Here is a 25,117-nt window from a genome sequence, read left to right as displayed (position 1 = left end):
ATGACCCCAGGTACCTTCGACACCGTCCTGGTCGCCAACCGCGGCGAAATCGCCTGCCGCGTCATCCGTACGCTGAGGCGCCTAGGAACCAAGTCCGTCGCAGTGTACTCGGAAGCTGACGCCGATGCCCGCCATGTGCGGGAGGCCGACATTGCCGTCTGCATCGGCTCCGCCGCTGCGGCGGAAAGCTACCTGAAGATCGAGGCGATCCTCCAGGCCTGCCGCGACACTGGCGCCGAGGCCGTGCACCCGGGGTACGGATTCCTCTCCGAAAACGTTGAGTTCGCCCGTGCTCTGGCGGACGCGGGGATTGCCTTCATCGGTCCGGACGTCCATTCCATCAACATGATGGGTGACAAGATCCGCTCCAAGAACCACGTGGTTAGTTACGGTGTTCCCGTAGTTCCGGGCATCGCCGAACCGGGCCTAAGCAATGACCAGCTGATTGCGGCCGCCGAGACCGTCGGCTTCCCCCTGCTGATCAAGCCCTCCGCCGGTGGGGGCGGCAAAGGCATGCACGTCGTGGACCGGGCCGAGGATCTGCCAGCCACCCTGGAAACCGCCCGCCGGGTGGCGAAGAGCTCCTTCGGTGACGACACCCTCTTCCTGGAACGGCTGGTCCGCTCCCCCCGGCACATCGAGGTCCAGGTCCTGGCCGACCGCCACGGCAACACCATCCACCTGGGCGAGCGTGAATGCTCCCTGCAGCGCCGGCACCAAAAGGTCATCGAGGAGGCCCCCGCGCCGCTGCTGCAGGGCCTGCCCGACGGCGCTGAGATCCGGGCACGGATCGGTGCCGCGGCCGTTGATGCCGCCCGTTCGGTGAACTACGTGGGAGCCGGTACTGTTGAGTTCCTGGTTTCGGACGAGGCCCCGGACGAGTTCTTCTTCATGGAAATGAACACCAGGCTTCAGGTCGAGCACCCCGTCACCGAAGAGGTCGTCCGGGTCAACGGTGAGCGGCTGGATCTCGTCGAATGGCAGGTGCGCATCGCCGCCGGCGAGATCCTCACCGTCGCGCAGTCCGACGTCGTACTCGAAGGTCACGCGATCGAAGCGCGTGTTTACGCGGAGGACCCGTCCCATGGTTTCCTGCCGTCCATCGGCCGCCTTCTCGAGATCCGCGAACCGTCCGGTTCCGGCGTCCGTGTCGACAGCTCCCTGACCGACGACCTGGAAGTATCGCCGCATTACGACCCCATGATCGCCAAAGTCATCGCCTGGAACACAGACCGCGGGCGGGCACTCCGCACTCTGGACCGGGCCCTGGCCGAGACGGTCGTGCTGGGAGTGAAGACCAACGTCGAATACCTGCGGCTGCTCATTGCAGACGAGGACGTCGCCGCAGGCCGTCTGGACACCACCCTGATCGACCGCAAAATCTCCTCCATGCCGTTCCGGACTTTCACAGGGGAGGACCTGGCCATCGCGGCCCACGCCCTGACAACTCGTCAGGCAAACGATCGCGGTCCCTGGGGAACCAAGGACGCCTGGCGGGTCGGCGGAAAAGCCACAGCGTCGATCCAGCTGGAGGTCGACGGGGAAACACACAGCTTGAGCGCCACCAGGGACGCACAGGGGCAGACGTTCGACGTCGACCGTGAATCGTTCCGCGTCGAGGCCTTGGCTGACGGTTCAGCCCAAGTGAACGGCGCCCGACGCCGGATGGTCACCGCCGTCTCGGCCGACGGCACAGCGTGGCTAAGCATCGACGGATGGGGCGGGGCTGCCCGTCAGCTCAGCCGTCAGGAGCAGCTCCAGCGCCGGCTCGCCTCCTTGGACCGCGAGGCCGGAACGGCCTCCCCCGAGATCCGCTCACCGATGCCGGGCACCGTCATCGCGGTCACCGTCACCGACCTCGACTTCGTGGACGAAGGACAGCCGCTGCTGTCCATCGAGGCCATGAAGATGGAGCACCAACTGACGGCCCCGGTCTCCGGCGTCGTGCGGCTGAGCCTGAAAGTAGGCGACCTGGTCAAAGCCGCTCAAATCGTGGCAACAGTGGAGCCGCTCTCCCTTGAGCCCGCCGACGGTGAAGTAGTCGGCGTCGAAGCGGCGGCCCAAGAACTCGAAGAAATGAAGGGATGAAATCATGAGGACCACGGACATCAAGCGAATCCAGCAGCGCGGACTCTACCTCGATGAGCTCGAGGAGGGCGCGGTTTATGCCCACAGGCCCGGACGGACCCTCACGGAAACGGACAACGTTCTTTTCACCTCATTGACCATGAACAACCAGGGCCTGCATCTCGATGCCGCATGGAGCGCCACTCAGCCCTTCGGCCAGAGACTCATGAACTCCCTCTTCACCCTTGGCACCATGATCGGACAGTCGGTTCCCCAGATGACGGAAGGAACCATCATCGCCCAGCTCGGCCTGACCGACGTCCGTTTCCCGCATCCGATGTTCCACGGCGACACCCTATACACCGAGACACAGGTGACGGAGGTCCGTCCGTCAGCATCCCGCCCCGGCCAGGGGGTCGTAAGCATGAAGCACACCGGCCGCAACCAGCACGGTGTGGTGGGGGCCGAGGCAACCCGCACCTGCCTGATGTGGACCAGGGAGGCCCACGAAGCCACCGTATTGGCGGGGAAGGGTAGCCGTGACAGATTTTGAAATGGGCCCGGCGATCCTCTTTTGCCCCGCCGACCGGCCGGATCGCTACGGCAAGGCGATGGACAGGGCCGACGCAATCATCCTGGACCTCGAAGACGCCGTGGCCCCCCAGGACCGGCAACAGGCACGACAGGCCCTCATAGCGAACCCCATGGATCCGGAGCGGAGCATCGTCAGGATCAGCCCGATGGAAACGGAAGACTTCGCGTTAGACCTGAGTGCACTCCAGCAGACCCGATACAAACACGTCATGCTCGCCAAGACCGAGGAACCTGAGTCCCTGGCACGGTTGAAGGGGTACTCGGTGGTGGCCCTGTGCGAAACGGCCAAGGGCATCGTCAACGCAGCGGCGATTGCGTCGGCACCCAACGTCGTGGCACTCATGTGGGGCGCTGAAGATCTGGTCGCTTCACTCGGCGGCACGTCCAGCCGCCGATCCGACGGTAAGTACCGGGACGTCGCGCTGCACGCCCGTTCGCACGTTCTTCTCGCCGCAGGTGCCGCGGGGAAGCCAGCCTTGGACTCTGTCTATTTAGATATCAAAGACATTGCCGGACTGACGGCCGAGTCAGAGGACGCCGTTGCTTCGGGCTTTGCAGCGAAGGCATCCATCCATCCCGATCAGATGCCAATTATCCGTGCATCCTTCCTGCCAACCCGCGCAGAGGTGGACCACGCCGAGCGGATCCTCGCGGCCGCGGAACAATCCGGCGGAGTATTCACCTTCGAGGGACGGATGGTGGACGAGCCCGTCCTGCGGCACGCCCGGAAGACACTCACACGAGCCAAACATGCAGAGGGCCAGGAACTGTGGAAGTAGCACGTCCCTGCTCAAGTCGTTCATTGAAAGAATTTGAGAACATTCGAGACCAGGGGAACAACCATTGAGTAGATCGGAAACCCATCGGGAAAGGATCGGCGGCGGGTTGAGCCGCCAGCGCTAGGGCGGTGGTGGTGAATGGTGTCCCTTCTCATCTAACTTGGCCCACGAACAAGCCGGACTGCGTGGTTGGGTCATCTGTCGTAGCTGTTGCCCCGGTTGGCGCAACTCGAGAGTTCGCGTTGCTGCGGGAGTCAGGCTGCCTGGGCCGGGCTTTTTCCCTCCAGCAGCTGGGCCTCGTAGCGTTTCCCGTGGTCGGCGAGTTGCGGATCGGTGATGTCCCTGACGCCGTGAATCACAAGCGGCTCATCCCATAGCATGCCCAGCCTCCGTGCTGTTGCCTGGAGGGGGATCAGGATGTCGTTGAAATCCCAGCCGTGGGATCCGTCAGTGGCATAGGCGTCCTGGGTTCCACCGGTGGTGGTGACAACCCGCAGTCTCTTCCCGGCCAGGGCACCAGGCTTTCCAGTTCCGTAGGCCCAGCCCCTGGTCAACACTTCATCGAGCCACTGCTTCATGATGCCGGGGGCGGAGTACCAGTAGGTGGGGTATTGAAGGACGATCTCGTCGGCATTGCTGAGAGCGTGCTGCTCCGCCGGGATGTCGATCACGTTGGTGGGATAGAGCTCTGTGAGGTGGCGTATTTGGACGCCTTCAGCGCCTTCGATGGCGCTGACGAGGGCCGCATTGACCCTGGAAGAACCCAGATCGGGGTGAGCAAGAATGATGAGGATGGAACGGCTTGTGCTCATATGTTTTGTCCTTTGCGATTTCTAGTTGCTTAAGTGTTGCCGCACGAGCGCCTCGGCGGCTTCTTGGGCGTCGTCGATCACCCGCGCGTCTTGCAGGAGCCGGCCGGTAGCAAGCGCGCCGTCGATCAGGACGCCGATCTGGCGGGCCAGGCTCTCGGGTCGCTTCGATCCGGTCCGACGGGCCAGTTCGAGGAGCCACTCATTGCGGCGCCGGGAATGTTCGATCGTCAGCGCCCGGGCTTCGGAATCGAGTGCTGTTTCAACTGCTGCGCTGATAAAGGGACATCCAAAGAATCCGTGCCGGTCAAATGAGCCACGCAGCGCATCAAAGAGGCCCACAAGCTGAGTCTGCGGGTCAGGCCCTGAAGCTTCCGCTGCGGTCCTCAACTGCAACCGCCAGGAAATGTCGGTGCTACGAAGGTAGGCGCCGATCAGGGCATCCCTGGTGGGAAAGTGCGCGTACAGTGTCGATTTGGCGACGCCCGACTCAGCAATGACCTGGTCCATGCCGACACCTCGGATCCCGTTTGCGTGGAACAAACCGGCTGCCGCAGCGAGAATTTTCTCTGCACTCCCGGTCCGACGCTTCTTGGGCTGCACACCTACAGTCATCCTGGCCTCCTTATTCATACAGACTAGTCTGTATGAATAAGGAGGCCAATGGAGTTTCTTTACGCTCGGAACCGCTCGTGCCGGTCGGTATTTGCCGAAACTCCAACCACTGTGGCTGGGCTTCAAGGCGCCAGTCGCGGGACGGGCCCGCTTCTCCGGACCGGCAATCCAAGTCCATGTCCGTCACACCACGGTGATGAGCCCCCGAATGCGACATTTATGGAGCTCCGCCGTTGCTGACAATGCTAACGGTGTCTCGGATGGCCGGCGGTGACGCTCGGGTAGAGGGCGGCGGCGGGCCGCGTCAATGGTTCGTTACGATTCGCGGCATGGATCTCGTCAACCGCAATGATCAATCTGGATTTGCGCTCGTCCGGGAGTCGCAGAAGGTTCCTCTCCGAGGGCCGGGCATGCGACCCACCGTTCAGGCGGAAGCTGGGTGGTGATGCTGAATCCCCCCCAGTGGTGATGGTTACGGGTATCCGCAGGGAGTCGATGCTTTGGACGGCCGAGGGCGACCTCGAAGGTAGTGTGGTTGACCCGTGTGACAAGAATGCCGCAGCCTGTGGCTTCAATCCATGACGCTGGGAATCGGTAAAAAGCTTGACAAGCGACTGTACAGGACTGTACATGTATATACATGACTAGTCAGGTATTCAGTAAGCGTGAGCTCGTCGTTGAGAAGCTTGCGAACCAGATCCGCCGTGGGGAGATTGTTCCTGGCCAGCGGCTGGACGGAGAGCACCGGCTCGCCGAGGAGTTCGATGTGTCCCGCGGGACAATCCGCCAGGCCCTGGGTGAATTGCAGCGTCGTCGACTCATTTCGATTCGATCCGGGATAGGTTCCTTCGTGACTTTCGACGGACATGCCCTGGATCAGCGTCTGGGGTGGGCGCAGGCCCTTGCTGAGACTGGAAGCAACGTCACCACACGCGTCCTGAGCATCGAAGCCATTTCCGGTGCCAATATCCCCGAACTCCCCGACGAAGTCACCCTGGCCGAAGCGATAGCAGTGCGCCGTGTCCGCACTACGTCGGGGGAGGACGGTTCCCAGATGGCGGTGTCCTTCGAATGTTCCTCCGTGCCGGCAATCGGGTCACTGCGCGATCTTCCGAACCAAGGCCTCAAGGACGGCTCGTTGTGGGCCTCCCTCAGAGCTGAGGGACTGATCGCAACGAATGGGCAGCAAAGCGTGGACGTCCACGCGCTGGATGAGCGCGAGGCTGCCATCCTTGGCCGCCCCGCTGGCACCTCCTTCCTGCGCACGGTCCGGACATCCTTCAACGCGGATGGCCAATTTGTCGAACACGTACTGTCATTGCTCGACCCTGCCCACTTCACCCTGAAGCTGACGTTCGGAGACGAAGCATGACCACCCAATCAACGCTCTTGACTGCAACAGACAGGGCCTACGGGGCATTGCTTGGCCTGGCCATCGGGGACGCACTCGGCATGCCCACGCAGTCAATGTCTCAGGAAGCTATCGCCCACCGTTACGGTCTTCTGACTGGATTCGTCGACGCTACGCACGATCAGCCGATCGCGCCGGGGATGCCGGCGGGCTCGGTCACCGACGACACGGAACAGGCCATCCTGGTCGGCGAACTGCTGCTCTCCGGAGGAGGGCACATTGAGGCAGGTCGTTTCGCCGCTGCCCTCCTGGAATGGGAGCAGTCGATGATTGAGAGAGGATCCAGAGACCTCCTGGGCCCCTCCACGAAAGCCTCGCTGAACGCTTTGCAAGCGGGACAAAGCATCGACGAGGCCGGCCGTTACGGCACCACAAACGGGGCGGCGATGCGTATCAGCCCGGTAGGAATCATGTACAGCCGTGGGCCCGAGCTTATGTCTGCGGTTGTAGAGGCCTGCCAGGTCACACATAACACCGGACTTGGTATTTCTGCTGCCGCAGCGGTTGCCGCGGGCGTCAGCGCAGGGATCGACGGGGCGGAGGTTCCCGAGGCCCTTGACGCAGCAATAGATGCGGCGCTTGCTGGCCAGGTCCTGGGACATTGGGTGGCGGGAGCCTCCGTGGCACGGCGCTACCTTGGCCTCCGTCCGCTTGCACGTTCTCTTGGGGACGCGGAGTTCTCCGACTTCCTCTATGAAGTCGTCGGGACCTCGGTTCAGTCGCAGGAGTCCGTCGTCAGTGCCTTGCTCATCATCGATAGGTACCAGGACGCGCCTTTCAATGGACTGTGCGTCGCGGCCTCCCTGGGCGGGGACACCGATACGATCGCCGCAATTGCCGGTGCCGTCCTCGGCGCCTGCTCCGGTTCAACCGCCTTCCCGGAATCCGTGCATGACGGGCTCATCTCCGCCAACCCGGAACTGAATCTTCGGCTGCTCTCCCACAGGCTCTTGGAGCTTCGCAGATAGCCGTCGCTACTACCGCAACATAATCGGTGCCTAGCTGATGATCACTTTGCACCAAGGATGGGCGCCCCCCGTGGACGGGCGTGCCCAAAAACAACACCTCAACGGAGAGAAAAATCATGTCCAGAGACACCTTAAGCAGCGACCCGACACTGAAACCAGCACCGTCACTGGGCGCCGTGGAACAACGCGGCATAGAACCTGTTCCCGTCAGCGAACGTACAGGAAACCCGCTACAGCTGTTCTGGGTGTGGTTCGCGGCCAACATTTCCGTTCTCGGCCTGCCCCTGGGCGTCGCCCTGGTGGCTAACGGCCTTTCCATATGGCAGGCGGTCGCTGTAGCGGCCCTTGGATCGTTCGGATCCTTCGCGATTGTCGGCCTTGTCTCGATCGCAGGCCGACGCGGTGGTGCTCCCAGCCTGACGCTATCCAGGGCGATTTTCGGGGTGCGGGGAAACATCGGCCCAACCGCAATGACGCTGTGTTCACGCCTTGGCTGGGAGACCGTAAACACGTCTACGGCTGCCCTGGCATTCGTGACCATATGCTCGCTCCTATTCAACACCGGCGCAGGTGCCAAGGATGTCCCCATGGTGACGGTCCTGGGAGTGGTGCTGTTCGTCGCATGTACCGTATCCGTTTCGGGGCTGGGGCATGCCTTCATCCTCACGGTACAGAAATGGTCTACATGGATCTTCGGCGCAATTAACCTCGTCGTCCTTGCGTTCCTGGTTACCAGCGTTAACTGGGCGGCCGTAGCCCAAGCTCCATCAGGCAACCTCGAAGCAGTGCTTACAGGAATCGGCATGATCGCTGCGGGTACTGGCATCGGCTGGGCCAACTCCGGCGCCGACATGGCAAGGTACCAGTCCCCGGCCGCCAAGGCAGGTGCCCTTGTGGCTTCTGCAGCTGCAGGAGCAGGAATCCCGCTGGTCCTCATGATCGCGATGGGTTCCCTGCTGGGCGCTTCCAATTCGGGAGTCCTGGGCGCGGCAAACCCGTTGGACGCCATCCGCAATACTTTGCCCCCGGCGGTGGCCGTGATCTACCTGATCGTGTCGTTCGTGGGACTGCTCTTGTCGAACCATCTCTCCGTCTACTCCGCCGGTTTGACCACTCTCACGCTGGGGGTTCGGATCAGGCGGGTCTATGCAGTGATCGTCGACGTCGTGGTCACCACGACTGCCTCACTCTGCTTCCTTCTCATTGCCGACGGCTTTTACGGACCCTTTATCACCTTCATCTCCTTGCTCTCCGTTCCCATCATCGCCTGGGTCGGCATTTTCCTCGTCGACATGGTCGGGCGCCGGAGCTACGACCCCGAAGCATTGCTGGACTTGAGCCCCGGCTCGGGGTACTGGTATCGGAACGGAATTGAATGGCGCGCCTTGGGTTCATGGCTGGCCGCCATTGCTGCCGGAGCGCTCTTCATAAAGGTGCAGCCCGGCGACACCCCCTGGTACACAGGACCCCTCCACGAGACCTGGATCGGCCAGAACGGAATGGCATGGGTAATTGCAGGAGTGTTCGGGGCAGCCGCCTACGCAATCCTTGGCGGCGCAGGCAAGGCCGCGGCACGATGAACGGGCGCGTAATCCATACCGGCCAAGCCATCGTAGACCTGGTCATGGAAGTAGGGCGGATCCCGGAACCAGGTGGAGACACTTTCGCCCGACGATACGAATTCACCCCAGGCGGCGGGTTCAACGTCATGGCGGCAGCAGCCCGTGACGGCGCCGAAGTCCTGTACGCCGGCGGCCATGGAACCGGACCTTTTGGCGACATGGTGCGCGCAGCCATGACGACGGCAGGCGTGACCGTATTGACGTCCGCGAGCCAGGTCCGGGATACCGGCTTCTGTGTGGCTCTGGTCGATGACAGCGCTGAACGGACTTTTGTATCAACGCTCGGCGCGGAAGGAGAGGTAACAGCAGACAATTACCGAACGGCCGCGCCACGAACGGGTGATGTCGTCTATGTGTCCGGATACTCGCTCCTGCACGAGGCAAGTAGGAAAGCGCTCCTTGAGTGGCTACCGGAGCTACCCGCTGGTTTAAGCGTCATCGTTGATCCGTCTCCGATCCTGGGAGAGATCCCTGTAGATGTCTTGCGCGCTGTTATTGGCCACACTTCACTCTGGAGCACAAATGCCAGAGAGGCCCAGATTATTGCAGCACTTCTAGGTTCGCCCCTGTCTCCAGTTATGGACGTGACCGCCCAGGCTGCCCATCTGGCTCAGCTCCTTAGCTGCACGGTAGTTCTACGGGCCGGGGCCGCCGGTTCGGTGACGGTTGAGTGGTCAAAGAGTGGGAGCAAAATCGAGGCAACTACCTACATACCGGCGCTGAGCGTCGATGCAATCGATACCAATGGGGCCGGAGACGCCCACTGTGGAGTTCTGTGCGCGGCACTGGCCGCCGGCAGCGACCTCCTCGCAGCGGTCCGACGTGCAAACGTTGCAGCAGGCCTTGCCGTTTCACGTCGCGGTCCTGCGACTTCGCCAACCACAGCGCAGATTGACGCTCTGATACCGGCCGCCTCGCCAGCTGACTGACCCCGCATTTCACCACCGAACGATGAATCATGGCGCATCTTCGCCGCCTAACAGCACCAAGGGAAGACATCCCATGTTCACCGTCATCGATCGCATCGATATCCAAGCGAAACCCGACGCGCCCTCGACGATCATCTCGCCGCTGCCGTCCAGGACCTTCAGGAGACTGCCTGCAAGAAAGGACGCGGGGGATCCTCATCACCCGCCACAGGCTAGGCCATTACACGGTTGAGCTATCCGATCAGGTTCCCTTCGGAATGACCCGCGAATTCTTCCGCTGACTCCCAAAGTTCCTTCCTTGCTGGACAGCAAGGAAGGAAGGACCGCATGCCCGAGGAGATCAACGACTGGACACTGCTGGTGGGGCATCTCCGCGAATTCAGGCAAGACGGTGGTGGTGTTGTGTTGACGCCCCGCTGGCCCAACAGTATGCTGAAATGCATACAAAACTGTGGTCAAAACAAGGTGGTGGTGGATCCATGGCGGTACCCGGACCGAAGGTCACGTCTCTGGAAGCTCTGGAGGCTTCCCTGGGTGGTGTGGGGAGTGTCGCTCTGGGCGGGATGCTGCTGGAGAACCGGCCGAGCGCCCTTGTGCGTGCCCTGCTGCGCTCCGGTGCGAGGGGCTTGTTCCTGACTTCCGCGCCGGCTGCGTCCTGGGATGCCGATGTGCTGATCGGGGCCGGACGGGTCAGTCGTGTCCGGATCCCGCACATCTCCTTGGCAGGCATCGGGCTGGCCCCTGCCGCCCGGCACGCCGAGGGCGCTGCCGGGGTCGAGTACGAGGCCTGTGACGAGGCACTGCTGCTTGGTGGCTTTCTTGCGGCCAACCACCGGGCGCCGATTCAGCCGTTGGAGCACCTGGGCACCAACGATCTCATCGATGGGAACCCGCTGGTCACACAGGTCGGTGGCCTTCGGGGCGTCGGCGCGCTGACGATCGATGTCGCGTTCCTTCATGCTCCGGTCGGGGACCCGGCCGGCAATCTTGTTCATGCGGGCAGCCGCTGGGCGGACTTGCTTATCGCGAGGGCGGCCAGACGCGTCGTCGTCCAGGTCGACCGGCTCGTTCCCCGCGCCGAGGAAGTCGGGGCGGTGAGTATCCCGGGCTACCTCGTCGATGAGGTCGTGGAGGTCCCCTTTGGCGCGCATCCTCTTGGCAGCGTGGGAGGCTACGTCGCGGACCTGGAGCACCTGCGTCGGTACGCCGAGCAGGTCCGCGGCGGGGGCTTCGCGGACTATCTTGCGGAGAACTGCCAGGTCAGCCACGAGGAGTACCTTGACCGGGTCTCAGACGCGGTCCTGGCCGGACTCGCCGCGGAGGCGAGGGCATGAGCGTCACGTTCCGGGAGCGGATGGCGATCGCGATGTCCCGCGAGCTGGGCGACCACGAAGTCGTCCTGACAGGGGCAGCCTCGGCCGTGCCCCTTGCTGCGAGCTTGCTGGCGCAGCGCTCCCACGCGCCGGGCCTGACCGTGCTCGGGGCCGGCGTCTACATCAACCCGCAGCGCCTCGTTCCCGAGTTCTCCGCGGGATGGGACTGCAGGCCGACCGCGGTCGGTGACCTCGGGGACGTCTTCGCGATCACCGAGCTGGGAATCGACGTCATGTTCTATGGCGGGATGCAGATCGACGAGTTCGGTTGCGTCAACGTCCACGAGGTAACCACGCCCAAGGGGCCGCTGCGCGGACCGGGGATGGCAAACACGATGCTCGGACACACCGCGAAACGCACCATTCTCTTCACCGAACGCCACGACCCCCGCACGCTCGTCCGCTCGGTCGATTTCGCTTCGGTCATCGGCCACGCCCGGCGCGGGCGGACCCGGTCCGAACTCGGGCTGCCCAACACCGGCCCGGCTGCGCTGTTCACCCCTGCCGTGCTCATGCGCCCGAACGCAGACGGTGCCTTCCGTCCGGACCTCGCGTTCGATGACCGGCCCTGGTCAGAGGTGGTGGCCGGGACGGGCTGGTCGTTCCAGGAGCAGCGCCCGCCACGGTTCCACCCGACCGAGGAGGAATTGACGCTGTTGCGGTCCTCCGTTGATCCGGACGGCCTGCTCCGTGCCCAGGGCTGACGTGTTGCCGGCAACCTGCCCCCCATCCGACACAACCAAGGAAGGCCAACGATGGTCACCACTCGAAAACTCGGCTTCCCTCCTGTCGATCTGAGCGAGCATGAGCGCGACCTCGTCCGCTCGGTCCGCTCCTTTGCCCGCGCACGCAACTTCCCGCCGTCGGCCGCGAGCCCGACCCGGGGAGGGTTCAGCCGGGAGTTCAGCACCGAACTCGCCGAGCGCGGCTGGGTCGGGATGACGATCCCTTTGCAGTACGGCGGCACGCAACGGAGCACCGTCGAACGGATACTTGTCGTCTCCGAGCTGCTCGCAGCAGGCGCCCCGCTCGGCGCGCACTGGACGGCGGACCGGCAGACGGCACCAAGCCTGCTCATCAACGGTCCCGAATCGCTGCGCCAGCTCCTCCTTCCCCGGATCGCGGCCGGGAGCTGTCTGATCGCGGGCGGATTCAGCGAACCTGACTCCGGATCCGATCTCGCTTCCGTACGAACCAGGGCCCGCCGCGCCGACGGAGGCTGGCGGATCACGGGACGCAAGATCTGGACGACCGACGCGGACCAGGCCGACTACATCGAGGTCCTCTGCCGCACCAGCGACGGCGAGCGCAAGCACGAAGGCCTGAGCCTCATTGTCGTCCCGATGGACGCCCCCGGCATCGAGGTCCACCCGATCGAGGGGATGGACGGCGAGCGGCACTTCAACGAGGTCATTCTCGATGAGGTGTTCGCCCGTGATGACTGGCTGATCGGCACCCCCGGGGCGGGCTGGGAGCAGCTTACCGCCGAGCTTGCGCTGGAGCGGGCCGGGCCCGAACGTTACCTCACGACGATGCCCATGTTCGAGGCCTTCGTTGATTCCCGCCGGCTGGCGCCGGACCCGGGCCAGGCGTGGGAGCTCATCGGCCGTGTGGTGTCGCAGCAGATCGGGCTTCGCGAGATGACCTTGTCGATCGCCCGTCTGGTCGATGACGGCGGCTCGCCCGTGGCGGAGGCCGCCATGGCCAAGGACCTCGGGACCGAACTTGAGCAACTGCTCGTTGACGAGTTGTGGCCCTACCGGGCAGAGCCGCTCGCGCCGGGCCCCGGGGGGGACCGGTTCCACGAGTTCCTTGACATCAACCGGCTCCGGTCGCCGGTGTTCACCACCGCGGGCGGGACGAACGAGGTCCTCCGCTTGCTCGTGGGACGCCAGCTGCGCGAATGGTCCGAGGGCCGGCGTGCCTGGGCTCTCTCTTCCGAGGTCGCGGAGACTGTTGCGACCGTCGCCGAGGATCTCCTCGAGCACGGCACCGGCTCGGTGCCTCGCGATGCCCTCGACGCCCACTCGGTCGGGTTCGCTGGGCGGCTGGCCGGCGAGGGCTTCCTTGGCGTCGGCATTCCTGATGAACTCGGGGGCGGCGGAGGAACGCTGGATGACATCCTCGATGTCATCGCCGCGGCTGCCTACAGCGGGGTGAGCCTGCCCGCCATCGAGGGCCCGCTGACTGCCGGCTGGATCGCGGCCCAGGCCGGGATCCACCTCGACTGGCTCACCGAGCCGGCGGTCTTCGGCGGCGTCCTTGACTCAGCAGAGCTCTCCGTGGATTCAGACCTCTCCGGTCTGCGCCTGAACGGCCCCGGGGAGATTCCCTGGGCCCATGAGGGCACTCCGGTGGTCTTCGTGTCCGGCGCAGACGCCGGCCCGGTCACCGTGACCGTTGTCCCCGCCGGTGCTCTGGCCGGGACGGCCGGGGCGACGATCGCCGGCGAGCCTGTGCTCAGGGAAGCCCATCTCGGCGGGATGGCCGCCAGCCGTGTGGGCCGCATCGAAACTCGGTTGGCCGAAGTCATGGGAGAACTGCGGCTGCGTGCGGCCCTCGGGCGGTCGGTTGCGCTTGCGGCGGCGATCCAACGGACCGCCGAGCTGGGCATCGGCTACGCCTACCAGCGGGAGCAGTTCGGCCAGCCGATCGCACGTTTCCAGGCCGTCCAGACCCATCTCGTCCGGGTGGCGTGCGAGGCCCAGCGGGTCGCCGTCGCCGTCGACGCCGCGCGCAAACGGGCTTCGACCGGAATCCTCGACGCCGCCACGACGATCGGTGCTGCCCGCGTCCTGGCCGGGGACGCGGCGATCTCGGCGGCGCGCACGATCCATCAGGTCCACGGCGCCATCGGCGTCACGATGGAGTACCCGCTCCAGCGGCTCAGCCGCCGCCTGTGGGCGTGGTCCCTCGAAGACGGCGGGACGGCATCCTGGGCGCGGGAACTCGGCCAGGCAGCCTGTGCCCGCGGCGCCTGGGGACTGATCACGGGTGCCGACTGAGCAGCACAGGTGCTCGAAGGTCCGGCCGATGACCTGCCCGTCCCGCAGGCGCCACCGGTAGCCCGAGGCGACCGGAGCAGGAACGACTCACTCATCTTTGACTATTGAAAAGGACAGACACATGGGATTCGAAGGCAAAGTCGTCTTCGTCACCGCAGCCGCAGGCGCGGGGATCGGCCAAGGCGTCGCCCGCGCATTCGCCGCGGAAGGCGCGACGGTGATCATCAGCGATCAACACGCCGAGCGCACCGCGAAGGTTGCCCAGCAAATCCGCGAGGACACCGGAGCGGACGTGACCGGGGTCGCCTGCGATGTGCGCGACGAGAACCAGATCGACGACGTGATCGCCGGCATCGTCGGCCGGCACGGCCGGCTGGACGTCGTCGTGAACAACAGCGGACTCAACCAGCTCGCCCCGATCCACGAGATGGAAACGGCGACCTGGCAGCTCGTCATGGACGTATCGCTTACCGGTCCCTTCCTCGTGACGCGCCGGGCGTTGAACGTCATGCGGGAACAGCGCTCGGGCACAATCGTCAACATGGCCTCGATCGCCGGCTGGATGGCCCCGGCCGTAGGGGAATCCCACTATGCCGCCGCGAAAGCCGGAGTCATGGGCTTCACCCGGGCCGCCGCGATCGAGGCGGCACCTTTCGGAGTCCGCGTGAACGCGGTGGCTCCCGGACTGACATGGAACCCGTTCCTCGAGAAGATCTACAGCAAGGAATACGTCGACGAGATGGCGCGCAAGACGCCCCTCGGCCGGCCAGGAATGCCCGAGGACATCGCCAACGCGGTGACCTTCCTCGCCAGCGACAAGGCGAGCTTCATCACCGGCGAGGTGCTCTGTGTCTCGGGCGGGTACCACCTGCACACCTGAGGAAACGGACTGTAGCCATGCAAGACCTCCCGCTCGCCGGAGTCCGCATCGTCGATCTCAGCCAGATCGCCGCCGGACCCTTCGCAACATCATTGCTCGGCGACTTCGGCGCCGACGTGATCAAGGTCGAGCCCCCCGCCGGGGACCCCTTGCGCCAGGTCGACGAGGCCTTCGGGCCCGGCGAGAGCGCTTACTCCTTCGCCGTCAACCGGAGCAAGCGCTCGATCAGGCTGGACCTCAAGACCGCTGACGGCAAGGCCGTCCTCCTCCGGCTTCTCAAGACGGCGGATGTTCTCGTGACGTCGATGCGACCGGCGGCCGTGCGCCGGCTCGGACTTGACCACGCCAGCCTCGCGGATGCCTTCCCCGGGCTTGTCGTCTGCTCCATCACCGGGTGGGGCGGCGACGGGCCCTTGGCCGACCGGCCCGGCATGGACATCCTCGCCCAGGCCCGCGGGGGCACCATGGGCACGACCGGCGAACCCGGGCGCTCGCCGGTCAAGGTGGCCCCGGCGGTCGCCGATTTCGTCGGCTCGTTCCTGGCCTGCAATGCGATCCTCCTGGGCCTGCGGGTGCGGGACCGTGACGGGGTGGGCCAGGAGGTCTCGGTGAACCTGTTGGATGGCCAGGTTGCGTTGTTGTCCAATCTCAGCGTCGCCTACCACCGGACCGGTGCTCCCTTCGAGCCGCAGGGAGGGGCGACGAGCAACATCGTGCCCTATCAGGTCTTCGAAACGGGTGACGGGTGGATCGTCGTCGCCTGCCTCACTGAGAAGTTCTGGGCCGCGTTGTGCCGCGCGCTCGAGAGAGCTGATCTGTTCGATGATCCTCGGTACCGCACGAACGCCCAGCGGGTTGCCCACCGTGAGGAGCTCATATCCGACCTGTCTGCCGCTTTCCGTGCTCAGCCGACCGGGCACTGGCACGCGCTGCTCGACGCCGAAGATGTGCCGTGCAGCCCCGTGAACCGACTCCACGAGGTCTTCACCGACCCACAGGTTGTCCACAACCGGATGTCCCTCGTGCTCTCGCATCCCCGGCACGGCGACATCGTGACGGTGAACAACCCGATCCGGATGTATGACACTCCGGCCCGGCCCTGGGGGTATCCGCCGGCCGCGGGCGAGCACACCGACGCGGTCCTGGGCGAGCTCGGCTACACACCCGATGAAATCGGGCGGCTCCGCAACGGGGGAGCGGCCCTCTGACAAGGTAAGGGTCGCCGGCCGGCATCCCGGCCGGCGACCCTTAGCTGTGCCCGGCGTCTTCCTGGACCGTCACGCTAGACGGTCACGTTCCTTGCGTGCCGGGCCACGAGGAGCGACCAGGTGCTCTCCAGGACCACGACACCGTCTTGGTTCCTCGCGACCCGCTGTTCCGTGACCAGACCCTTGGTCCCGCTCCGGGTCACCGTGGCCTCCGTGAAGACGAGGTCGATGGTCAACGTGTCCCCGATCCGGGTCGGCGCGGGCCAGGAGCAGGTCACCGAGGTCATCCCGAGCAGGGCCGGCTGGAGTGCCGCGAACACGGGCAGCCTCGTCGTCATCCCCGAGGCGATGGACAGGACGAGGAGCCCATGGGCAATACGTCCCCCGAACGGGGTCGAGCGGGCGAAGTGCTCGTCGACGTGGAGGGGGTTGAAGTCGCCGGAGATCCCGGCGAAGCCGACAACGTCGGCCTCGGTGATCGTCCTGCCCGGTGTCGTGAAGACCTGCTGGAGCGGGATGTCATCGAAGTAGATCGCTCGGCAGAGCGCGTCAGCGACCGGGTCGCTTGCCGGGCCGTTCATCGCTGGAAGGCGGGGGAGCTGCTCGGGAACACGGGACGGCGCTTCTCTTGCATGGCAGTGAAGCCCTCGCGGGCATCGGGCCCGAAGAAGCCGAGCATCTCCAGCGCAAGGGCAGATTCGAACATCGGAGCCGCCTGCTTGATCCAGAGGTTGAGGGACCGCTTCGTGGCGGTGATCGCGTGGGCGGGCCCGCGGGCGAGCTTCTCGGCGATCCGAAGCGCCTCGGCCTGGAGTTCGGCCCCGGGGACGCATTTGCTGACGAGTCCGATCCGCTCGGCCTCGCGGCCGTCGATGAAGTCGCAGGTCAGCAGGTAGTACTTTGCCTTCGCGAGGCTCGTCAGCAGGGGCCAGATGATTGCCGCGTGGTCTCCGGCGGCGACCCCGAGACGGATGTGTCCGTCGGTGAACCGGGCATCCTCGGCGATGATGCTGATGTCTGCCATCAGGGCAACCGCAAGGCCGGCTCCGACCGCGACCCCGTTGATCGCCGAGATGACAGGCTTCGGGCAGTTCACGATGTCGTAGACGATTTCCGATGCTTCGGAGAAGAGCCGGTGGACGGTGTCGTAGTTGCCGAGGGTGTCCTCAACCATCTCGAAGTCGCCTCCGGCGGAGAAGGCCTCGCCCTCGCCGGTCACGATCACAACCCGACACATCTCGTCGGCGGCGATGTCCCGCCACACTTTGCTCAGTTCGCCGTGGAGGATCGCGTCCATGGCGTTCTTCCGGTGCGGGCGGTTGATCTTCAGCAGCAGGACCCCCTCCGAGGGGTACTCGAAGGTCAACCGGGTGTATGAGGACCAGTCCATGTCACATGCCTTTCGTGGGCCCACCTGAGTGGGCGATTTGCTTGGGTTCGGGGTGGTGGTGGAGTCCCGCACGGCGCGCTCAGGCCCCGTGGACGGTCCCCTCGGCGAAGAGACGATCGACCTCTTCGGGCGTCCGGCCGAGCTGGCGCAGGATCTCACGGCTCTGCTCGCCGATCGTGGGTGCCGCGGTGAGGAGCCGCTCGTCGGTGAAGGGCGCCAGGGCCAGCGGCCATTCGGCGATTCGGGGTGTGCCCTCTGAGCCGTTGTCGCGGACCATGCCGCGGGCGATGAAGTGCGGGTCCTTGGCCGGCTCGAGCAGGTCGTTGAGCGGGGCGACAGGGACGTCATGGGCGATGAGCAGCTCGACGAGCTCATCGCGTCCGAACCGGGCGACGCGCGGTCGCAGGATCGCATCAATCGTTCCGACCCGCTCACGACGTTGGGCGAAGGTGCCGAACTCCTCGGATCGCAGATCAGGCAGATCAAGGGCCTCGGTGAGGCGGACCCAAAAGTGGTCCTCGAGGGCACCTATCGAGACGTGCCCGCCGCCGGCGGTGGCGTAGATGCCGTAGCCGGGTCGGGCCATGGCCGCGTCGTTGGTCATGAGATGGATCGACTCGGCTAGCCGCGGTTCCATCATGGCCAGGGCACAGTCCGCCATCGCGACATCGATGTGCTGACCTGCGAACCCGGTGGGGTCCTGTTGCTTCTGCAGGAGGGCGAGAACGATGCCTAGGCTCGCGTACAGAGAACTGCCCAAGTCGGCGACGGGCAGGGTCGTTGGCACGTAGTCCGCCACTGTGCCTTCGGCCGGTCTGGGGATCGCGCCCGCCAGAGCCAGGTACTGGAAGTCGTGTCCCGGTAGGTCCCGGTAGGGCCCGAAGGAGCCGTACCCGGAGATCGAGACGTACACAATCTTCGGGTTGACCTCGAGAGCGGCGTCGAACCCGACCCCCAGGCGCTCCATCACGCCAGGGCGGAACCCCTCGACGAGGACATCCGCCTGCGCAATGAGGTCGAGGGCGATGCCGCGTGCTTCGGGGGTCTTGAGGTCCAGAGCAATGCTCCGCTTTCCGCGGTTCTCGGCGTTGAAGATTCCCTCGCGCAGCCGGATCGCGTCGCCGCTTGGCCGCTCCACCTTGATCACATCACAGCCGAGCGCCGTCAGAAGGCGGGTGGCATGCGGCCCGGGCACCTGCTCGGAGAAGTCGACGACTTTCAGTCCGGCCAGAGGGGGAGTGGGGGCAGACATTCGGATACCTCGTACTGTTGGGCGGCGGTGCCGCGGAGCGACGGTCGAGACGCATGTAGGGCTCGTGTTCAAAAGTGTATGTATTATCGCATGCAAAGTTATACCATGGGTAATACCTGATCAATGAGGAGGCAGCGGTGCATGGTAGGCCCGGCATCGGATTCAGACTGCCGCCCCTCGCACGCGACAGGACATACGGCGGCACCGTCCGCCGACCTCAACCGGACCGTCCATTGTGAAGAAGGCACCTTGATCACCCGAAATGAAGCGCGCTGCGCCCCTCTTGCCCAAAGGAAGACCTCATGACCTCGACCTACGTCTCACCGTGGATGGACCCCGAACTGGCTGCCCTGCGCGCCATGGCCCGAAAGTTCTTCACGGACGTCGCGGCCCCTGCTATGCCCAAATGGTCCGAGCAGCGGTTCGTCGACCGCGACTTCTGGCTGGCCGCCGGCGAACTCGGGCTCCTGTGCCCGACCGTTCCCGAGCGGTTCGGCGGAGCCGGCGGAACGATCCTGCACCAGGTAGCCATCGTCGAAGAGCAGTCCAGCGTTCTCGAGAAGGGCTGGGGGAACAACGTCCACAGCGGTGTCGTCACCGACTACCTTCTCAAGTACGGCACCGAAGAGCAGTGCAACCGCTGGCTTCCCGGCATGGTCGAGGGCAGCATCATCGGGGCGATCGCGATGACCGAACCGGGCGCCGGCAGCGACGTACGGGCGATGGTGACGCGCGCCAGGCGCGAAGGGGACTGCTACGTCGTCAACGGCACCAAGACCTTCATCACTAATGGCCTTACCGCCGACCTCGTCATCGTCGCGGTCAAGGTGGAAGGGTCAGGGGACCCCAAGGCGATCACACTCCTGGTCGTCGAGGCGGGGACCGAGGGCTTCCATCGCGGCCAGCCTTTGCGGAAGATCGGCCAGCACGCGGCGGATACCGCCGAACTCTTCTTCGATGAATGCCGGGTCCCGGTCGAGAACAGGATCGGCGAGGAGGGCGCCGGTTTCCCCGCGCTGATGACCCAGATGCCCCAGGAACGGCTGATCCTCGGAGTCAACGCCGTCGCCCAGACTGAGAAGGCCGTCCGGCTCACCGTCGAGTACGTCAAGGAGCGGAACGTCTTCGGCAAGCCGCTCTTCGAGAAGCAGAACACCCGCTTCGAGCTCGCCGAGTGCCAGACCAAGGCCAAGGTTGCCCGGGTCTTCCTTGATCACTGCATCCTCGCCCACGCCTCCGGAACGCTGGATAACGAGACCGCGTCGATTGCCAAGTGGTGGCTCTCCGACATTCAGTGCGAGGTCATTGACCGCTGTGTTCAGTTGTGGGGCGGATACGGATACATGGAGGAGTATCCGATCGCCCGGATGTACGCCGACGCACGCGTGCAGAAGGTGTACGGCGGGGCCAACGAAGTCATGAAAGAGATCATCGCCCGGACCCTTTGAGCGATCACCAGCAACAGGAGGAGCACAAGCATGGCCAATCAACTCGACGGTCAGATTGCCGTCATCACCGGCGGTGCCGGCGGACTCGGGAGCAGGACAGCGGTCGAGCTTGCCCGGGAGGGCGCCGGCGTCGTCATTGTCGACATCGACCAAAGCCGGCTCGATGCCACCGCCGACCTCGTCCGGGGCCAGGTGCCGGGTGCGCAGGTCGATTCCCGGGTCGTCGATGTCACGGACTCTGCCTCGGTCGAGGATGCCTTCGGCGGCGTCGTGGCGGCGCGCGGCAGGCTCGACATCCTCGTGACCGCACATGGATTCCCGCGGGACGCGAGACTGCTGGCGATGTCGGACCGGGAATGGTCCGACGTCATCGCGGTCTGCCTGACCGGCACCTTCGTGCCGATCCGGGCCGCGGCCAGGCACATGGTCGAACGCGGCTACGGCAGGATCATCACCGTCGCGTCCCGGGCCTGGCACGGCAATCCGGGGCAGGCAAACTATTCCGCGGCCAAGGCGGGCGTGGTCGGTCTGACCAAGTCCGTCGCCAAGGAACTCGGCCGCAGCGGCATCACGGCGAATGCCATCGCGCCCGGTCTGGTCGAGACGGAATCCTTGCGCAGGCTCGAACGCTTCGAGCAGATCGCCGAGCGTGCCATCCGGGACAACTCGGTGAAGCGTCTCGGCGAGCCAGGCGACGTAGCCGCCGCGATCCGGTTCCTGGCCTCTCCTGACGCAGGCTTCATCACCGGCGAGGTCGTCCACGTCTCCGGCGGCCGCTTCGGATGACCGAACCGAATGCCCACTACAGACCCGGCGTTCGACGCCGGCACCGCCCACATGAAAGGGGAAACATGACAACTCTTGTATCCGCGCCCGAGTTCGCCGACCTGACCTATCTGGTACGGCCCCGCAGGGTCGCCGTCGTCGGCGCCTCCGGCCGCGAGGGCTCGCTCGGCCGGTCCACCTATGAGAATTTACGGGACAACTCGGAGATCCCGGACGGGGTCTTCGCAGTCAATCCCGGCTGCACGGAGGTCCTTGGCGACCCCAGCTATCCTGCCGTGTCCGATATCCCGGGCGATCCGGTCGACGTCGCTGTCGTCCTCGTCGCTGCCGGACGCGTCCCCGAGGTCGTCGATGACTGTGCCGGCAGCGGGGTCAAGCACCTCGTCCTGCTCAGCTCCGGCTTCTCCGAGGCAGGCCCAGAGGGCAAACGGCTCCAGGCACAGGTCCTCGCGCGGGCCCGGGAAGCCGGCATCCGGATCTATGGCCCCAACTCTCCGGGACTGGCCAATGTCGCAGACCGTGCGCTTCTGAGCATGTCACCGGTCGCCGCGCAGGACCGCACGAGCGGCTGTGTCGGACTCGTCACCCAGGGAGGCGGGATCGGCCGGGCGGTCATGCAGTGGATGGACCGCGGCCTCGGGATCGGGCTGTGGTGCTCGCCGGGGAACGAGGCCGATCTCGACGTCGCGGACTTCATCAACCACATGCTCGACGACGACCGGCTCAAGGTCGTCGGCGCCGTCGTCGAAGGCTTCAACCAGGGACCGAAGTTCCTCGCCGTTGCGGCCAAGGCGCGCCGGATCGGCAAACCGATCGTCATCCTCAAGATCGGCCGCTCCGAGTACGGACAGGAGTCAGCAGCCTCGCACACCGCCTCGATCGCCGGGAACGACGCAGTCGCCTCGGCGGTCTTCGACCAGCACGCCGTGGTCCGCGTTGACGATATCGACGAGCTCGGCGAGACGCTCATGCTGTTCTCCCGGGCCGCACAGCTTGACGGCGCGGGTTCCGCCCTCGGCCGGCCCGGGGTCGACCCGGGCCAGACCTGTGTCTTTACCTTCTCCGGGGGCGCCGCGTCGCTGGTCGCCGACCAGATCGGCGCCGCCGGGCTGACGCTGGCCGAGTTCTCGGACGAGACATTGAAGGTGATCCGGGACCGGGCCCCGGATTTCGGCTTCGTGGACAACCCGGTCGACCTGACCACCGACGTCTTCACTGACCCGGACCTGAGCCGGGCGGTCCTGAACTCGATCTGCGCCGACCAGTCTGTCGGTTCGATCCTCTTGGCCGTCCCCGCAGACTATGGGCGGAACACCGTCGAGGTCAGCAGGGAGGCGGTCGAGATCTGCGCGGCGACGGGAACGCTGCTGGTGCCGGTCTGGATGTCCCCGCGCCGGGGTGCAGGCTACGAGCTTCTCGAGAAGGCGGGCACGGCTCCCTTCGCCAGTTCCCGAAGCGCGGTCCTGGCGCTCGCGCGGCTCAGCCAGTGGCGCAGGCTCGCCGCCCCCCGGACCGGTTCGCCGAAGGAGGTCCCCGAGGCCAGCGTGAACGGCTCCGCGCACAAGTCGACGGCCGAGGGCGCCTTCTCCTATCCGGACTCGGTCCAGTTGCTCCTGCCGACCGGGGTGCGCTTTCCCCAGGAGACCTTCGAGACGGACGCGTCGGGCGCGGCCGCAGCAGCCGAGCGGATCGGCGGGCCGGTCGCCATCAAGCTCTCCGCTCCCGGGCTCATCCACAAGACCGAGGTCGGAGGGGTCCGCCTCGGCGTCCTCGGCGGACAGCAGGCACGGGCCGTGTTCAGCGAGATGACCGACCCCGGCAGGCTGGCCCCCTACGGCTTCGAGGCGGACGGGGCCTACGTCCAGGAGATGATCGGCGAGGGCGTCGATCTTCTCCTCAGCGCGCACAACGACGAGGTCTTCGGCCCGGTCATCACCCTCGGCGCAGGTGGAGTGGACACGGAGCTTGCCAAGGATGTGCTCCACCTCGCGGTCCCCTTTGACATGGAGCAGTTGGGGCGGGCCCTGCGCGATCTGCGGATCTTCCCCCTCATCCAGGGCTTCCGGGGAGCGTTGGGCTACGACGTGACGGTACTCGGCGACGTCGTCACCGCGCTCGCCGAGGTGTTCACCTCGCGTCCGGACATTGCGGAGATCGAGATCAACCCGCTGCGCCTGGTCCGCCGTGGTGACCGGACCGAATGCTTTGCTCTTGATGCCGTGGTCCTTCCGGCGTAAAGTGTATGCAAAATTGAAGCCAATAAGGAGGAAAAAATGCCATACGTCGTGACCGAAGCCTGTGTCGATATCAAGGACAACAGCTGCATTGTCGAGTGCCCGGTCGACTGTATCTATGAGGGCGAGCGGATGATGTACATCCAGCCGATGGAGTGCATTGACTGCGGTGCGTGCGAGGCGGCCTGTCCCGTGCAGGCGATCTACTTTTCCCCGGAGGTACCTGCCGAACTGGAGCAGTTCGTCGGTTACAACGAGGAGTTCTTCGCCGAGATCGGTTCGCCCCGGTCGGCCCGGAAGTTCGGGAAGTCGGGTCGGGACGTTCCCGGGGTCGCAGCACTTCCCGCAAAGGGGACGGGCTCATGAGCGGACGTCTCGAGGTCGCTGTCGTAGGTTCAGGTCCATCCGGGGCGTACTGTGTCGGTGAGTTGTGCGAGACAGCTGGGTTGGATGTCCGCATCGACGTCTTCGAACGCCTCCCGACGCCGTTCGGGCTCGTGCGCTATGGCGTCGCCCCGGACCACGAGAAGATCAAGTCGATCACCTCCTCGTTCGATGAGATCTTCGAGGACCCGAAAGTGCGTTTCTTCGGAAACGTCAGGATCGGCGCCGATATCACTCTGGAGCAACTCCGCCATCGTTATGACGCGGTCATTCTCGCGCACGGTGCCCGGTCCGACCGGACTCTCGGCGTCCCCGGCGAGGGTCTGGAGGGGATTCATCCGGCGCGTGCCCTCGTTGACTGGTATTCCGGTCATCCGGACGGCCGGCCGGATGCACTGCGCTTCACCACCAAGGGCGTGGTGGTCGTCGGGGCTGGAAACGTGGCCCTTGATGTTGCCCGGATGCTGTGCCGGACCCCGGAGGAACTCCGCCGGACCGATGTCCCTGAGTACGTCGTCAAGGCCCTGGCGGTGAGCCCGGTGACCGATGTCCACGTCCTTGCGCGCCGAGGACCTGCCTTCGCGAAGTACACGAACAAGGAGCTCCTTGAGCTGGCGCACATGGAGGACGCGCGCGTGGTCCTCGAGCCGGCAGAGTTTGAGCTCGACGCCGAACAGGAAGCGCTAGTGGACGCCAACCCCCAGATGCGTCGGCGGATTGAGATCCTCAAGGAGCTCGGGGAGTCCGGGCGTCCGGACGCGTCGAGGCGGATACACCTCCGCTTCGGGCTCGCTCCCGAGGCCTTCCTCGGCGATGGACAGGTCGCCGGCGTTCGCTGCACGTCGCCTCGGGGGGTGGTCGACATTGACGCCGGCCTCGTCTTCCGGTCGATCGGATTCCGCAGTGATCCCCTTGAAGGGGTTCCCTTTGACCCGCGTACGGCGACAGTGCCCAATGAGCGGGGCAGGGTGCTCGACGGCTCCGATACCGCGCGCGGCCTCTACGTCACCGGATGGGTCAAGCGAGGGCCCAACGGAGTGATCGGAACGAACCGTCGGTGCGCCATGGAGACGGTCGAGGCGTTGCTCGAAGACTGGCGCTCCGGAGGGATCGGCGGGGCTGGACGTCCGCCGCACATACCTGACGTCGTTGCCGACGTGTCCGGCGTCGTCGACTGGGCCGGGTGGCGCGCTATCGACAACGCGGAAGTCGCCTATGGCGAGGCGCTCGACCGCGGGCGGGTCAAGATCCACAATCGCGCCCGCCTGCTCGAACTAGCGCTGCGGACTGAGCCGTGAGGCTCCTCTGATCGGACGGTGGGCGCCGGACGCAGCCGGCCCTGCCTCGCCCGATGTGGCGTGCC

The 25,117-nt window shown here is 65.3% G+C and carries 22 protein-coding genes; 17 read left to right on the top strand and 5 right to left on the bottom strand.

Annotated elements, in window-relative coordinates:
* From ACFVTG_RS16675 to ACFVTG_RS16665, 3 genes are read left to right on the top strand one after another with little or no spacing between them, the layout of a single operon-like run.
* Positions 1-2,088 (top strand): acetyl/propionyl/methylcrotonyl-CoA carboxylase subunit alpha, encoded by a 2,088-nt coding sequence (locus ACFVTG_RS16675; protein WP_390282035.1) that lies wholly within the window; start codon positions 1-3, stop codon positions 2,086-2,088.
* Between the two features lie 4 nt (positions 2,089-2,092).
* Positions 2,093-2,620, top strand: a complete 528-nt coding sequence (locus tag ACFVTG_RS16670; protein ID WP_390282034.1) for a MaoC family dehydratase — start codon at positions 2,093-2,095, stop codon at positions 2,618-2,620.
* Position 2,621: 1 nt separating this feature from the next.
* Positions 2,622-3,440, top strand: coding sequence for an HpcH/HpaI aldolase/citrate lyase family protein (locus ACFVTG_RS16665; protein ID WP_390282107.1), 819 nt, complete (start codon positions 2,622-2,624; stop codon positions 3,438-3,440).
* Between the two features lie 254 nt (positions 3,441-3,694).
* Here the strand turns inward: ACFVTG_RS16665 and ACFVTG_RS16660 are convergent, their stop codons facing one another.
* Together ACFVTG_RS16660 and ACFVTG_RS16655 are read right to left on the bottom strand one after the other, a co-directional pair.
* Positions 3,695-4,252, bottom strand: coding sequence for an NAD(P)H-dependent oxidoreductase (locus ACFVTG_RS16660; protein ID WP_390282033.1), 558 nt, complete (start codon positions 4,250-4,252; stop codon positions 3,695-3,697).
* 21 nt (positions 4,253-4,273) lie between these two features.
* Positions 4,274-4,864, bottom strand: coding sequence for a TetR/AcrR family transcriptional regulator (locus ACFVTG_RS16655; RefSeq protein WP_390282032.1), 591 nt, complete (start codon positions 4,862-4,864; stop codon positions 4,274-4,276).
* A gap of 640 nt (positions 4,865-5,504) precedes the next feature.
* On the opposite strand from ACFVTG_RS16655, the gene ACFVTG_RS16650 reads away from it, so the two are divergent.
* The 9 genes from ACFVTG_RS16650 to ACFVTG_RS16610 all read left to right on the top strand — a co-directional run bounded on the left by ACFVTG_RS16650 (position 5,505) and on the right by ACFVTG_RS16610 (position 16,260).
* Positions 5,505-6,236 carry a GntR family transcriptional regulator gene (locus ACFVTG_RS16650; RefSeq protein ID WP_390282031.1) on the top strand — a complete coding sequence of 244 codons (732 nt, stop codon included), beginning with the start codon at positions 5,505-5,507 and terminating at the stop codon, positions 6,234-6,236.
* Positions 6,233-7,243, top strand: coding sequence for an ADP-ribosylglycohydrolase family protein (locus ACFVTG_RS16645; protein WP_390282030.1), 1,011 nt, complete (start codon positions 6,233-6,235; stop codon positions 7,241-7,243). The genes ACFVTG_RS16650 and ACFVTG_RS16645 overlap by 4 nt, the downstream gene beginning before the upstream one ends.
* Before the next feature lie 116 nt (positions 7,244-7,359).
* Positions 7,360-8,823 (top strand): purine-cytosine permease family protein, encoded by a 1,464-nt coding sequence (locus ACFVTG_RS16640; protein WP_390282029.1) that lies wholly within the window; start codon positions 7,360-7,362, stop codon positions 8,821-8,823.
* On the top strand, positions 8,820-9,794 hold the full coding sequence (locus ACFVTG_RS16635; protein WP_390282027.1) for a PfkB family carbohydrate kinase: 975 nt from the start codon (positions 8,820-8,822) through the stop codon (positions 9,792-9,794). The genes ACFVTG_RS16640 and ACFVTG_RS16635 overlap by 4 nt, the downstream gene beginning before the upstream one ends.
* 479 nt (positions 9,795-10,273) lie before the next feature.
* Positions 10,274-11,128: a CoA transferase subunit A gene (locus ACFVTG_RS16630; protein WP_390282026.1), complete on the top strand. Its 855-nt coding sequence runs from the start codon at positions 10,274-10,276 to the stop codon at positions 11,126-11,128.
* Positions 11,125-11,871, top strand: a complete 747-nt coding sequence (locus ACFVTG_RS16625) for a hypothetical protein (protein ID WP_390282025.1) — start codon at positions 11,125-11,127, stop codon at positions 11,869-11,871. Before ACFVTG_RS16630 ends, ACFVTG_RS16625 begins: the two co-directional genes overlap by 4 nt.
* A 51-nt stretch (positions 11,872-11,922) precedes the next feature.
* The gene (locus tag ACFVTG_RS16620; RefSeq protein WP_390282024.1) at positions 11,923-14,172 is read left to right on the top strand and encodes an acyl-CoA dehydrogenase; all 2,250 of its coding nucleotides are present in this window, start codon (positions 11,923-11,925) and stop codon (positions 14,170-14,172) included.
* A gap of 121 nt (positions 14,173-14,293) precedes the next feature.
* Complete coding sequence (locus ACFVTG_RS16615) at positions 14,294-15,052, top strand: SDR family NAD(P)-dependent oxidoreductase (RefSeq protein WP_390282023.1); 759 nt, start codon at positions 14,294-14,296, stop codon at positions 15,050-15,052.
* Positions 15,053-15,069: 17 nt separating this feature from the next.
* Positions 15,070-16,260 (top strand): CaiB/BaiF CoA transferase family protein, encoded by a 1,191-nt coding sequence (locus tag ACFVTG_RS16610; protein WP_390282022.1) that lies wholly within the window; start codon positions 15,070-15,072, stop codon positions 16,258-16,260.
* 74 nt (positions 16,261-16,334) lie between these two features.
* Here the strand turns inward: ACFVTG_RS16610 and ACFVTG_RS16605 are convergent, their stop codons facing one another.
* The 3 genes from ACFVTG_RS16605 to ACFVTG_RS16595 all read right to left on the bottom strand — a co-directional run bounded on the left by ACFVTG_RS16605 (position 16,335) and on the right by ACFVTG_RS16595 (position 18,902).
* Complete coding sequence (locus tag ACFVTG_RS16605) at positions 16,335-16,841, bottom strand: MaoC/PaaZ C-terminal domain-containing protein (protein ID WP_390282021.1); 507 nt, start codon at positions 16,839-16,841, stop codon at positions 16,335-16,337.
* Positions 16,838-17,650 (bottom strand): enoyl-CoA hydratase/isomerase family protein, encoded by an 813-nt coding sequence (locus tag ACFVTG_RS16600; RefSeq protein WP_390282020.1) that lies wholly within the window; start codon positions 17,648-17,650, stop codon positions 16,838-16,840. The genes ACFVTG_RS16605 and ACFVTG_RS16600 overlap by 4 nt, the downstream gene beginning before the upstream one ends.
* Before the next feature lie 79 nt (positions 17,651-17,729).
* Entirely contained in the window at positions 17,730-18,902 is a 1,173-nt protein-coding gene (locus ACFVTG_RS16595) for a CaiB/BaiF CoA transferase family protein (protein ID WP_390282019.1), read from the bottom strand.
* Positions 18,903-19,204: 302 nt separating this feature from the next.
* Here ACFVTG_RS16595 and ACFVTG_RS16590 point away from each other — a divergent pair, with 302 nt between their 5' ends.
* From ACFVTG_RS16590 to ACFVTG_RS16570, 5 genes are all read left to right on the top strand, one after another.
* Positions 19,205-20,350: an acyl-CoA dehydrogenase family protein gene (locus tag ACFVTG_RS16590; protein WP_390282018.1), complete on the top strand. Its 1,146-nt coding sequence runs from the start codon at positions 19,205-19,207 to the stop codon at positions 20,348-20,350.
* A 30-nt stretch (positions 20,351-20,380) separates the two neighbouring features.
* Complete coding sequence (locus tag ACFVTG_RS16585) at positions 20,381-21,136, top strand: SDR family NAD(P)-dependent oxidoreductase (RefSeq protein ID WP_390282016.1); 756 nt, start codon at positions 20,381-20,383, stop codon at positions 21,134-21,136.
* Positions 21,137-21,201: 65 nt separating this feature from the next.
* Positions 21,202-23,373, top strand: coding sequence for an acetate--CoA ligase family protein (locus ACFVTG_RS16580; protein WP_390282015.1), 2,172 nt, complete (start codon positions 21,202-21,204; stop codon positions 23,371-23,373).
* 36 nt (positions 23,374-23,409) lie between these two features.
* Positions 23,410-23,736: a ferredoxin gene (gene fdxA, locus ACFVTG_RS16575; protein WP_390282014.1), complete on the top strand. Its 327-nt coding sequence runs from the start codon at positions 23,410-23,412 to the stop codon at positions 23,734-23,736.
* Positions 23,733-25,052, top strand: a complete 1,320-nt coding sequence (locus ACFVTG_RS16570) for an FAD-dependent oxidoreductase (protein ID WP_390282012.1) — start codon at positions 23,733-23,735, stop codon at positions 25,050-25,052. Before fdxA ends, ACFVTG_RS16570 begins: the two co-directional genes overlap by 4 nt.
* Positions 25,053-25,117: the final 65 nt, after the last annotated feature.

This window comes from Arthrobacter sp. NPDC058127 (genome assembly GCF_042884555.1).
Taxonomy (GTDB): Bacteria; Actinomycetota; Actinomycetes; order Actinomycetales; family Micrococcaceae; genus Arthrobacter.
The sequence above is the reverse complement of the archived record's forward strand: the minus strand, read 5'-3'. Positions and strand labels throughout refer to the sequence as shown.

What these genes read in the sequence shown, in the direction of transcription:
- ACFVTG_RS16675 (WP_390282035.1), top strand. Translation starts at nt 1, where the DNA reads ATGACCCCAGGTACCTTCGACACCGTCCTGGTCGCCAACCGCGGCGAA.
- ACFVTG_RS16670 (WP_390282034.1), top strand. Translation starts at nt 2,093, where the DNA reads ATGAGGACCACGGACATCAAGCGAATCCAGCAGCGCGGACTCTACCTC.
- ACFVTG_RS16665 (WP_390282107.1), top strand. Translation starts at nt 2,622, where the DNA reads ATGGGCCCGGCGATCCTCTTTTGCCCCGCCGACCGGCCGGATCGCTAC.
- ACFVTG_RS16660 (WP_390282033.1), bottom strand. Translation starts at nt 4,252, where the DNA reads ATGAGCACAAGCCGTTCCATCCTCATCATTCTTGCTCACCCCGATCTG.
- ACFVTG_RS16655 (WP_390282032.1), bottom strand. Translation starts at nt 4,864, where the DNA reads ATGACTGTAGGTGTGCAGCCCAAGAAGCGTCGGACCGGGAGTGCAGAG.
- ACFVTG_RS16650 (WP_390282031.1), top strand. Translation starts at nt 5,505, where the DNA reads ATGACTAGTCAGGTATTCAGTAAGCGTGAGCTCGTCGTTGAGAAGCTT.
- ACFVTG_RS16645 (WP_390282030.1), top strand. Translation starts at nt 6,233, where the DNA reads ATGACCACCCAATCAACGCTCTTGACTGCAACAGACAGGGCCTACGGG.
- ACFVTG_RS16640 (WP_390282029.1), top strand. Translation starts at nt 7,360, where the DNA reads ATGTCCAGAGACACCTTAAGCAGCGACCCGACACTGAAACCAGCACCG.
- ACFVTG_RS16635 (WP_390282027.1), top strand. Translation starts at nt 8,820, where the DNA reads ATGAACGGGCGCGTAATCCATACCGGCCAAGCCATCGTAGACCTGGTC.
- ACFVTG_RS16630 (WP_390282026.1), top strand. Translation starts at nt 10,274, where the DNA reads ATGGCGGTACCCGGACCGAAGGTCACGTCTCTGGAAGCTCTGGAGGCT.
- ACFVTG_RS16625 (WP_390282025.1), top strand. Translation starts at nt 11,125, where the DNA reads ATGAGCGTCACGTTCCGGGAGCGGATGGCGATCGCGATGTCCCGCGAG.
- ACFVTG_RS16620 (WP_390282024.1), top strand. Translation starts at nt 11,923, where the DNA reads ATGGTCACCACTCGAAAACTCGGCTTCCCTCCTGTCGATCTGAGCGAG.
- ACFVTG_RS16615 (WP_390282023.1), top strand. Translation starts at nt 14,294, where the DNA reads ATGGGATTCGAAGGCAAAGTCGTCTTCGTCACCGCAGCCGCAGGCGCG.
- ACFVTG_RS16610 (WP_390282022.1), top strand. Translation starts at nt 15,070, where the DNA reads ATGCAAGACCTCCCGCTCGCCGGAGTCCGCATCGTCGATCTCAGCCAG.
- ACFVTG_RS16605 (WP_390282021.1), bottom strand. Translation starts at nt 16,841, where the DNA reads ATGAACGGCCCGGCAAGCGACCCGGTCGCTGACGCGCTCTGCCGAGCG.
- ACFVTG_RS16600 (WP_390282020.1), bottom strand. Translation starts at nt 17,650, where the DNA reads ATGGACTGGTCCTCATACACCCGGTTGACCTTCGAGTACCCCTCGGAG.
- ACFVTG_RS16595 (WP_390282019.1), bottom strand. Translation starts at nt 18,902, where the DNA reads ATGTCTGCCCCCACTCCCCCTCTGGCCGGACTGAAAGTCGTCGACTTC.
- ACFVTG_RS16590 (WP_390282018.1), top strand. Translation starts at nt 19,205, where the DNA reads ATGACCTCGACCTACGTCTCACCGTGGATGGACCCCGAACTGGCTGCC.
- ACFVTG_RS16585 (WP_390282016.1), top strand. Translation starts at nt 20,381, where the DNA reads ATGGCCAATCAACTCGACGGTCAGATTGCCGTCATCACCGGCGGTGCC.
- ACFVTG_RS16580 (WP_390282015.1), top strand. Translation starts at nt 21,202, where the DNA reads ATGACAACTCTTGTATCCGCGCCCGAGTTCGCCGACCTGACCTATCTG.
- fdxA (WP_390282014.1), top strand. Translation starts at nt 23,410, where the DNA reads ATGCCATACGTCGTGACCGAAGCCTGTGTCGATATCAAGGACAACAGC.
- ACFVTG_RS16570 (WP_390282012.1), top strand. Translation starts at nt 23,733, where the DNA reads ATGAGCGGACGTCTCGAGGTCGCTGTCGTAGGTTCAGGTCCATCCGGG.